We start from the raw sequence: 10,539 nt of genomic DNA, 5'->3' as shown, positions 1-10,539 counted from the left end.
ATTTTTTTTAATTTGTTGAACGTTGACTTTCATAGGAAAATTGAATTTTTATGGTCAACCTATGTCAGGGACGTACACCACTTACCACTCACCATTCACCACTCACCATTCACCATTCACCATTCACCACTCACCATTCACCACTCACCACTCACCATTCACCACTTACCACTCACCACTCACCACTCACCATTTACCATTCACCACTCACCATTCACCATTCACCATTCACCACTTACCATTCACCATTCACCACTTACCACTCACCACTCACCACTCACCATTCACCACTCACCACTCACCACTCACCAATCAAAAAAAACGCAAAAGGAATAAACCTTTTGCGCTTCCGTTTTAGATTGACTGCTTTGATACTGACGTTTTGTGTAAAACGCCTTACTAAACAGCTATTCTCTTTTTATAGCAATTTTTATTTTCTAACTAATTTAGGATATAGGAACAGTTACGGTTAACTGTAAACTAACAACTGCGAATTATCGAATGTAAATCACACACCGTCAACCGTAATTTGTACACTATAAAACATTACAATAGCTTGTGTTTTTTAGGATAGAGGCAACGAGTAAACTATACTGTCAACCGTCAACTGTAAACCTTACACTATCTCCATTCCAACTCGCCGTTTTCTAGCACGACAAAAGTAAACTCATAGAAATTGGTGGTTGTAGATCTTGCATGATGTTGTACGGATTCACCTACTTTTTTCGCATGTAGCGTTAGGGATTCACCTATTTTATTTGATCCTTTCGCTGTGAAGCGATAGCTGTGTAGGATAAAGTTATCATAGGTTTCATCGCTATTTTCTGGATATTCTTCCATCACAAGTTTTACCGCTTTGATGAAGTTGTCATACTTTTTACTGTAATCAATATCCTTGATTTTAAACGTATTTGATTTTCTTTCTTCTGCTGCTTTTTTGATGTGATCAATTTGAAGCATCAGTTTGATTTCTCTTTTTTCCTGTAGTCCGTTTTTGAAATCGTAGTTTTGGGTGTATTCTTTGTCATCTTCCCAAAAAGTAACCATAATATCACTTAATCGCGTATCTAATTTAGGTGTGGATAGCAAGAGATCCGTAACGGCTAAATCTGGAGAGAAGGCTTTTTCTACTTCTGCTTTTATTGCAGCAGTATTATTCTCCTCTTGTAAGTGAATGGTTGAATCTCCACATGATATGGCTAAAAAGGCAATAAGACTACCAATAAGTGCAACTGATTTTTTCATTTTATAATTTTTTTTGATGTTCCTGATTATAAGTGAAAAGTCAATAAATTAAACGGTCCGATTTTCTCGTTTTTCGTTTGATTCACAAGATAAACGACAGTGTTTCATTTTTTCTGTGACTTTTTACATAAAAAAGGGGTTTAGCTAAAGAAAAAAGGGGACTAAAACGTCATACCGCTTTGTGGAAACAACGGTGTACTAATTTTTGTATACGATTTATACTTTAGCTTTTGCAAAGGTAGGTGGATTAGAAAAAAATGAAAGAGGTTGTTTATATTCGCGACGCATCAATCAATATTCGTCCCTTTTGACAGATTATCCGTTCAAATAGCGCTTAGGATATGCTTTGGATATAGGAGAGAATCAGTTCTTTTTTGCGCTCTGATACGGGAATAGTCGTTTGATCCGTTAATTCGAGATAGCCTTCCTTATAGTATTTACTGATAAAAGCCGTATTAACCAAGTACGATTGATGACAGCGAATAAAATGAGCGGGAATTAATAAATCTTCATATTCTTTGAGGACCTTAGAGACCATGAGTTTGTCTCCATTGAGCAGGTAAAAGGTCGTATAGCCTTTGTCACTTTGGCAATAGACGATATCGGCAATACAGACAATTTGCGTAAAGTGAAAGGTCTTTAAGGCCAATCGCTTGGGTGGATGTATGGTTTGTAACTGATCGAGAGCTACCTGAATTTGCGCTTCTTCAAAAACGTGGGAGTTTCGCTTTTGGTAACAGCGGTCAATGGCTTGTGTAAATTCTCGTTCGTCTATGGGTTTGACGATATAGCCCAGCGCTCCTAGATTCAGTGCTTTAATGGCATATTGACTATAAGCAGTTATGAATATCAATTGCGTATGTGGCAGGTTAAGGCGTTGTAATAGCTCAAAACTCGTTCCATCCTTTAGCTGGATATCCGCCAAAATTAAATCAGGCTGTTGGGCCATTATTTCAGGATAAGCCTTGGTTATAGCATCGGCATATCCAACCACTTGGAGGTAGGGAATGTCTACCACTAAGGATAGAATGTACTTTAAAATAGCAACTTCGTCTTCGAGAATATATACTTTCATAGGATTAAATTAAAGGTAAAGAAGTGGAATACACAAAACAACTTCGACCCCACTGCCAGAAGAGGTGTCTGTAAGGGGGTATAGTTTGAAAAAAGCGCGTTGTTTTTTGGCTCCGAATAAAACATCCAAACGCTCCTGTGTAATAATCTGCGATAGGGATTGTTTCTGTGTGCTGGTTGATTCCCCGTCAAATCCACGTCCATTATCGCGTATATAGAGGTAGAGTTGTTCGTCTTTTTCCTCTATAGTAAGGGTTAGTAACCCGCGATAGCTTAGGTTCTTAAATCCGTGTTCAATGGCGTTTTCAATAAAGGGCTGTATGAGCATGGGAGGAATTAATAGTTCATCCAAAGCAATTGTGTCGGCGTGTATTTCATAGTCAAAAGAATCGTTATAGCGCATTTGTTGTACTTGGAGGTAATTTTCTACTGCGTTTAAATCATCCGCTAAGGCAACAAAATCATGGCGATTGAGTTCGAGAATGTGGCGCATTAACTTAGAAAGTGCAAGCAAATAGCGATTGGCTTTTGTCTTGTTTTCTTGGTTGATAAACCCTTGTAAATTCGCTATAGCGTTGTAAATAAAATGAGGGTTGAGTTGCACTTGTAGCATGCGCTGTTCCAATTCCATCTTTTTATTTTGCATGGTAAGTCGCTTGTTTTTCTCACTTAATAACCGCTGACGATAGAGGATTAATCCATATAAAAGAGCGCCTATGACAAAGAGAACCGCTAAAAGAGTAATCCAACGTTGTTGTTGAAAGTTCTTTTGTTGAAGTTGAAAGTTGTCTTTAAGCGTCGTAATTTCTATGTCCTTTTGCTTGGTTTGATATTGGATTTCCAGCTCATGGAGTTTATTGGCATTTACTTTTTCTTTCATTCGCGTCACATGAGCGAAAGAGGAATCCAAGGCAATCAACGCTTGTTGGTAGTCGCCTTTTAGTTTATACACATGGCTTAGTCCACCATAGAGTTGATTTTGCTCCTGAATTTTCATTTGTTCCGCGAGTGCAATCCCTTCTTTATAGTAGTGAATAGCGGCGTCCCATTGTTTATTTCGCTCAAAACTCGTGGCTAAATTGTTGTAAACAATAGGGTGGAGTTGATTGGCTTTTTGGCTGTAATGGAAATAGCGCTTGCTGCTGTTTAAAGCTTCTTCATAGCTTCCAATTAGCGCAAAATAACGTGCCTCCATATCGAAATAGCGCATTTTGGCAATTTCGTCTTTCGAGCCTTTTAAAAGGGTTTTTAACTGCTGTAAGTTGTGAAAAGCCTGCTCGCGATCTTGTGATTCGGCTGCAAGTAAAAAGGAAATATCGTAAAAGCGAGATTGAATCACGCGATGGTCTTTGAAGGGGTGCTTGTCGAAATACAATTCGGTGTATTTGACCGAACGAGCAAGATCTCGATTTAAGAAATAGGCCTTTGCCAGTACATCGTAGAGCTGATAATCCAAAATCGTAGACGTTTTATGTACCTCTTCCAATTCGGTGTAAAGCAGTTCCATAAAATCCAAAGAAGCCACTCGTTTGTGTTTGATCTCTTGGTTTAATTGGGTATAGGTAACCAACCGTTGCCAAGTGATATCTAAGGTTGGATAGGCCTCAAGGATTCGGTTGAAGTAAAAGGCAGCACTATCTTGTTGGGGGCTAGTTGAAAAAAGTAAATGCTTTATATAGGCACCATAGGGAGATTGCGCTAGGGCTTGATCCGGTTGTGCCAAGGCGTCTTCAATGATTTGCTTTCGCTCCAATGTCGGAATGGTATCCAAGCCCAAGTAAAAAGCTAAACTCTCTTGAGCGAGTGTGGGATCTAGGTGTGGATTTCCTTTTGTAACAGGTTCAATCCGTTGTTTCTGTGTACAGCTGAAAACGAATAATAAGGAGAGTAAAAGGAAAATAATACGCATCATGGAACAAACAAAAAAGGAGAAGAAACAGAAAGTTGTGCTTTTATTGCGAATAAAGCATAAATAAAACATGATTCTATCGCCAATAGTTATAGGGTGCAAACATAAATCTTATTCTTAAAATAATTTTACTTAATTTTTAAAAATTGGTCCTTGATGTTTCATTTAAACCTAAAAAAGCGTTGTTTTATGCTGTGAATTGGGCTTTAGTCTGTTGAATTTGAAAAGAATAGGAGGGCAATAGCAGGGAATAGAACAGCAGGAGCACAAGATAAAAAGGGATTTAGTAACTTTGGGAAAAAGGAATTTCGGTCATGTTTAGGCATCAAGGAAAAAATCGCGCATATTCGCACAACCTCAAATTAGCATCCCTCTTATCAGGTGTTGCAGGAATTGTCAATAGTATTGGGGTGTTGGGGTTGAGTACGTTGACCACTAATGTAACGGGACATTTTGCCTTTTTTGCAGAAGAAGTAACGGAAGAGAATTACAGCCGCGCAATGGTGTATTTAATTTATACCTTTTTCTTTCTATTGGGATCCTTTGTGTCGAGTCTGATTATGGAATGGGTGTTGAAACACAAACCAGAGGTGTCTTATGTTATTCCCATTTTGATTGAAGTGGCCCTATTGGTAGGGATTAGTTTAGTCGATTTATTCTTTGAAGGAGCCTTGATTAAGTACAGCGTGTTTTGCGCCTTGGCCTTATTGTTCTCCATGGGGTTGCAAAACTCTTTAGTAACCCGGGTTTCAGGTGCTGTTGTGCGAACCACCCACTTAACAGGGTTGTTTACCGATTTGGGTATTGTGCTCTCTCAGTTGTTTTTTTACAAGAATCGCGCAGAACGCGTGCGCTTGTTTCGCAGTATCTTTTTAATGCTCGCCATTATTGGTTGTTTTTTCATTGGCTGTGTAGCGGGTGGTTTCTTGTACTTCCATTACCAATTCAAAACGCTACTGCTAGCCGCTATGTTGCTGTTATTCGCTTTGTGGTATGACCAATTGTTGATGAGCTACTATACACTAAGACGCAGAATCCAAAAACGCTATTGGTGAGTGGTGAGTTTTTTGCTCTTTGTTTTTTGTTCTTTGTTTTTTGCTCTTTGCTCTTTGCTCGTTGCGCTTTGTTCTTTGCTCGCTGCACTTTGTTATTTGTTCTTGGCGTGGTGAGTAGTGAGTGGTGAGTGGTAAATGGTAAATGGTGAGTGGTCTATTCACTACTCACTATTCACTGTTCTCAAGGCTTTCTTTACGATATAGGCTGTTGCTTTAGTATTGCTTTCTTTCAGCCATCTCGCGCAAAGGGTTCGCACAAAATCAGGTTGAGTTTTACTGGCGTCATTGAGCCAATTGCCTACGCTATCTTGAACGTATTTGGCCGAGTCATTGCGCATATTTTCCAATAGAGGTAGAGCGAGTTCGGGTGTTGTTTTTAGTGTTTCAATAGGGGCGCACCAAACGCCTCTCGGTCGGGTGGACTCCGTGGCAAAGCGACGTACATTTTCATCTGCGTCTAAGGTCCAGGGCGTCAAGATCGCTAAGCTCAGTTCGAGGTTGGCAATGATTGTCGGACGAACAGCCATCCAAGCGGTTTCCCGTACCCCAAAATGCGTATCCGCAGCAAAGGGTTTAATCGCTGCTAATTGTTCACTGGGGCTATAGGTCGGATGAAGCCCAATCATATAGGTGGCCCAACAACGCGCCATATCAGCAGGATGATTGCTGAGAAAAGCAAATAGGGTCTGATCATTGGCTTCCATAGCTTGTACTAGTAACTGCTGACCAATTGCGGCATTTTTAGCTGTAATCGTTGGTTTTTTTAAGGCCGCTACCGCTTGTAGTGTAGGAGCTAGATAGACTCGTTTATTGGCTTGTTGTAATACCGTTTCCAATAGTATAGCTAAGTCGATGGCTAACCATTCAACTAAATTGGCTGTTTCTATTTCCCCTTTGTTTAATTGTTCTAAAAGGGCAGGAGGAATCCCTGCTATGGTTTTAGAACCTTTTCTCTTCGTCTGATCCATGGCTTTTTGGTATGATGCAACAAAGATTATCATCTTTTTTGGTTTGGACAATACCGCATAAAATTGTCCCCTAGTTTTTTTTTTGTTTTTTGTTCTTTATCTCACTGATTTTTTATTTTGTTTTGGTGTTCGATGAATCTACGCTACGCTACGATTTCCCATCTCCCTTTTCCCATCTCCCTTTTCCCATCTCCCTTTTCCCATCTCCCTCTTCTCATCTCCCTTTTCCCATCTCCCTTTTCCCATCTCCCTTTTCCCATCTCCCTTTTCCCATCTCCCTTTTCCTCTAAGTTTTGGTGCCGACCCCCAAAAAACACCAATCTCATTAAATAAAATTGAATAAACGAATTGAACGTAAGGGGTTAATGCTTTAGTTTAATGAATTTTAACTTTTATTATGTAAAAAGGGTGATTTTTTAAGGGTGGGAGGAAATGCTATTTGCTTAAAAATAATAAAAGGAATGCTGTACATAATGGTTAAAAAATGTACCTTTGTGTGCTTAGGGAGAAGCTTAGGCTAAAAACACCTTACTTTTTTATCTGAATTTTTAAGTAATAAGAAAGTAATAAAAAAATGAAAAAGGAATATAAGATTGCAGTTATAGGGCAGGGCTACGTAGGTTTGCCTTTGGCGCTAGCGTTTTCAAAACACTATCCTGTAGTAGGCTTTGACATCAATGCTAAACGCATGGCTAGCTTGCTAAACGCACAAGATGATACCAAAGAAGCAGACGAAGAGCAGCTGAGGGTATCGCTAATTGCCTACCAGACTTCTGGGGGAATCAAGGGCTATTTACCTAGTTGTGAAATTAAGGACTTAGCTGATGCTACTGTATTTATCATTACAGTTCCCACGCCAATTAATCGATTCAATGCACCCGATTTATCCCCTTTAAAAAGTGCTTCTCGCTTGGTGGGAGAGGTGCTCAAACCCAACGATATTGTGATCTATGAATCTACTGTATATCCCGGATGTACAGAAGAGGAGTGTATCCCCGTTTTAGAAGCAACGTCGAAGTTGAAATTCAACCAAGACTTTTACGTAGGCTATTCCCCAGAGCGAATCAATCCTGGAGATAAAGTCAATACCTTAGAAACCATTGTCAAAGTAACCTCAGGAAGTACACCAGAAGTTGCAGAAGAAATCGATCAGTTATACCAGCAAATCATTTATGCCGGTACCCATAAAGCAACGTCCATTAAAGTTGCTGAAGCCGCTAAAGTAATTGAAAATGCCCAGCGCGATGTCAATATCTCCTTCGTCAATGAATTGGCGTTGATCTTTGATCGCATTGGCATTGATACACAAGAAGTGTTGGAAGCGGCAGGGACGAAGTTTAATTTTCTCAAATTTAAACCAGGCTTAGTCGGTGGACACTGTATTTCTGTTGATCCGTATTACCTCGCACATAAGGCCATTCAATTGGGGTATTATCCCGATGTCATCCTTTCTGGTCGACGTGTAAACGATGAAATTCCCGTATTTATTGCCAGCAAAGTGGTCAAGCTCATGGTGCAGAAAAACATCAATGTCAGCCAGGCCAAGGTGTTGCTCTTGGGCTTTGCTTTCAAAGAAAACTGCCCCGATACCCGCAATACCAAAGTGGCGAAGATATACGAAGAGTTGGTGTCTTATGGCATTGAAGTAGCGGTGTGTGATCCTTGGGTAAATCCACAAGAGGTGAAAGAGGAGTACGATATCGATTTAATTTCGTCTCAAGACATCATACAACAACAATATGATGCCGTTGTGTTAACCACGGCGCATCGTGAATTCGATAAATTTAACGTCAGCCAACTAGTACATCCTACTGGTGTGGTATTCGATACCAAAAGTGTATTGGATCAAGACAAAGTAGATAGTAGATTATAAAAAGATTCTAAGAAAAAAATGAAAAGTATTACTAAAATTTGTTGCGTAGGTGCAGGTTATGTTGGAGGTCCAACGATGGCTGTTATTGCGCAGAAGAACCCGCACATTCAAATTACTGTAGTGGATATCAACGAAGCGCGTATTCAGGCGTGGAATAACGAGGACTTGGATCAATTGCCGATTTATGAACCTGGATTAGACGCTGTCGTAGCAGAAGCAAGAGGGCGTAACTTATTTTTTGATACCAACGTCGATCAAGCCATTGACGAAGCCGATATGATCTTTATTTCGGTCAATACCCCAACCAAAACCTACGGAAAAGGCAAGGGAATGGCGGCCGATTTAAAATACATTGAGCTATGTGCGCGTCAAATTGCACGCGTAGCCAAAACAGATAAAATAGTCGTAGAAAAATCAACTTTACCCGTGCGTACCGCACAGGCGATTAAGCGCATCTTAGATCAAACAGGCAATGGAGTAGAGTTTCAAATCCTATCCAATCCGGAGTTTTTAGCAGAAGGTACAGCGATTCAGGATTTGATGCATCCCGATCGCGTATTGATTGGAGGAGCAGAAACAGCAAAGGGAAAAGAAGCGATAGAAGCTTTGGCTGCTATCTACGGTGCTTGGGTTCCTCAAGAGCGTATTTTGCGCACCAATGTATGGTCATCAGAATTGTCCAAACTAACGGCTAATGCCTTCTTAGCCCAACGCGTGTCTTCCATCAATGCAATTTCAGAATTGTGTGAAGCATCAGGAGCTGATGTTAGCGAAGTTGCCCGTGCCATCGGAACCGATAGCCGCATTGGAAGTAAATTCTTACAAGCTTCTGTTGGTTTTGGAGGATCTTGCTTTCAAAAGGACATTCTCAACTTGGTGTATATCGCAAAGACCTATGGCTTAGAGGAAGTAGCCAACTATTGGGAACAAGTAATCCTGATGAATGACTACCAAAAACGCCGCTTTGCTGAGAATATTGTGAGTACGCTTTTCAATACGGTAAACGATAAACAGATTGCCTTCTTGGGTTGGGCGTTCAAAAAGGACACCAATGATACGCGCGAATCAGCCGCTATATACGTAGCCAATGATTTGATGGAAGAAGAAGCGCAAATTCACGTGTACGATCCCAAAGTAACCCAACTGCAAATGTTGGCGGATTTGGACTATTTGGCTACACGTGAGCCAGAAGCGAATAAAAAACACCTTACCGTACACCAAAATCCGTATGACGCCTTAAAAGGCGCCCATGCAGTTGCGGTATTGACCGAATGGGATGAATTTAAAACCTACGATTGGCAACGCATTTACAACAACATGCAAAAACCAGCCTTTGTTTTTGATGGTCGCAATATTTTAGACCGCGAGGTATTAGAACAAATTGGATTTGAAGTATATACAATCGGAAGAGGGAAATAATTTTATGAAAAAGATTTTAATTACAGGTGGAGCAGGTTTTATTGGCTCCAATTTAACAGAGTACTTTTTAAACAAAGGATACTTTGTTCGTTGTTTGGATAATTTTGCAACGGGATATCGACACAACATTGAAGAGTTTTTAAGTAACCCGAACTACGAATTGTTAGAGGGAGATATTCGCGATTTAACCACTTGTCAACAAGCAGTAGAAGGGATGGATTATGTCCTTCATCAAGCCGCTTTAGGATCTGTTCCTCGTTCTATTAATGACCCTATCACGTCGAATGAAGTAAATATTAATGGTTTTTTAAATATGTTGGTGGCCGTGCGCGATGGAGGAGTAAAGCGAATGGTCTATGCAGCAAGTTCATCCACTTATGGGGATTCACCAGCCTTGCCAAAAGTTGAGGATGTAATAGGGAAACCTTTATCTCCTTATGCGGTTACTAAATACGTTAATGAGCTATACGCTGATGTGTTTGCTAAAACTTATGGTATAGAGATCATCGGTTTGCGTTATTTCAATGTTTTTGGACGTCGTCAGAATACAAGAGGAGCTTATGCGGCAGTTATTCCGTTGTTTACCAAGCAATTTATTCGGCATGAAAGCCCAACGATTAACGGAACTGGAGAGAATTCTCGTGACTTCACCTATATCGATAACGTAATTCAAATGAATGAACGTGCGATGCTGACAACAAATAAAGACGCTGTAAATACCGTTTATAATACTGCAGTAGGTGACCGTACTAATCTCAATCAATTAGTGGGTTACCTTAGAGAGTTTTTGACCGAATATGACAGTGAAATTGCTGAAATTGAGGTGATGCATGGACCAGATCGTCAAGGCGATGTAGCCCATTCCTTAGCTTCTGTCGAGAAAGCAAAAACGCTTTTAGGGTATCAACCTACGCATGTAATCCGCGATGGATTAAAAGAGGCGGTGAAGTGGTATTGGGAGCACAAAGATATGTTGTAAGTGTTTAGGGGGGAGGT

Annotated in this window: 9 protein-coding genes and 1 pseudogene; 5 read left to right on the top strand and 5 right to left on the bottom strand. The window is 40.2% G+C overall.

Features of this window, described 5'->3' with window-relative positions:
- Positions 1-336: pseudogene (locus ACPDHL_RS14270) on the top strand (hypothetical protein); the annotation flags it as partial.
- Between the two features lie 285 nt (positions 337-621).
- On the opposite strand, the gene ACPDHL_RS14265 reads toward ACPDHL_RS14270, so the two are convergent.
- The 3 genes from ACPDHL_RS14265 to ACPDHL_RS14255 form a co-directional block, all read right to left on the bottom strand.
- Entirely contained in the window at positions 622-1,245 is a 624-nt protein-coding gene (locus ACPDHL_RS14265) for a hypothetical protein (protein WP_430533420.1), read from the bottom strand.
- Between the two features lie 334 nt (positions 1,246-1,579).
- Positions 1,580-2,320 (bottom strand): LytR/AlgR family response regulator transcription factor, encoded by a 741-nt coding sequence (locus ACPDHL_RS14260; protein ID WP_430533419.1) that lies wholly within the window; start codon positions 2,318-2,320, stop codon positions 1,580-1,582.
- A gap of 9 nt (positions 2,321-2,329) precedes the next feature.
- Entirely contained in the window at positions 2,330-4,231 is a 1,902-nt protein-coding gene (locus ACPDHL_RS14255) for a histidine kinase (RefSeq protein WP_430533418.1), read from the bottom strand.
- Between the two features lie 311 nt (positions 4,232-4,542).
- On the opposite strand from ACPDHL_RS14255, the gene ACPDHL_RS14250 reads away from it, so the two are divergent.
- A complete protein-coding gene (locus ACPDHL_RS14250) occupies positions 4,543-5,283 on the top strand; it encodes a YoaK family protein (protein WP_430533417.1) in 741 nt (246 codons plus the stop codon).
- Positions 5,284-5,444: 161 nt separating this feature from the next.
- Here ACPDHL_RS14250 and ACPDHL_RS14245 read toward each other — a convergent pair whose 3' ends face one another.
- On the bottom strand, positions 5,445-6,251 hold the full coding sequence (locus ACPDHL_RS14245) for a DNA alkylation repair protein (protein WP_430533421.1): 807 nt from the start codon (positions 6,249-6,251) through the stop codon (positions 5,445-5,447).
- A 143-nt stretch (positions 6,252-6,394) separates the two neighbouring features.
- The gene (locus ACPDHL_RS14240) at positions 6,395-6,577 is read right to left on the bottom strand and encodes a hypothetical protein (protein ID WP_430533416.1); all 183 of its coding nucleotides are present in this window, start codon (positions 6,575-6,577) and stop codon (positions 6,395-6,397) included.
- Between the two features lie 248 nt (positions 6,578-6,825).
- On the opposite strand from ACPDHL_RS14240, the gene ACPDHL_RS14235 reads away from it, so the two are divergent.
- Genes ACPDHL_RS14235 through ACPDHL_RS14225 form a run of 3 tightly spaced genes read left to right on the top strand, consistent with a single transcriptional unit; the run spans position 6,826 to position 10,522 of the window.
- Positions 6,826-8,124: a nucleotide sugar dehydrogenase gene (locus ACPDHL_RS14235; RefSeq protein ID WP_430533415.1), complete on the top strand. Its 1,299-nt coding sequence runs from the start codon at positions 6,826-6,828 to the stop codon at positions 8,122-8,124.
- 18 nt (positions 8,125-8,142) lie between these two features.
- Positions 8,143-9,543 (top strand): UDP-glucose 6-dehydrogenase, encoded by a 1,401-nt coding sequence (locus tag ACPDHL_RS14230; RefSeq protein WP_430533414.1) that lies wholly within the window; start codon positions 8,143-8,145, stop codon positions 9,541-9,543.
- Positions 9,544-9,547: 4 nt separating this feature from the next.
- Entirely contained in the window at positions 9,548-10,522 is a 975-nt protein-coding gene (locus ACPDHL_RS14225; RefSeq protein WP_430533413.1) for an SDR family oxidoreductase, read from the top strand.
- Positions 10,523-10,539 lie beyond the last annotated feature (17 nt).

This window comes from Myroides sp. C15-4 (genome assembly GCF_050522745.1).
Classification (GTDB): Bacteria; Bacteroidota; Bacteroidia; order Flavobacteriales; family Flavobacteriaceae; genus Flavobacterium.
The sequence above is the reverse complement of the archived record's forward strand: the minus strand, read 5'-3'. Positions and strand labels throughout refer to the sequence as shown.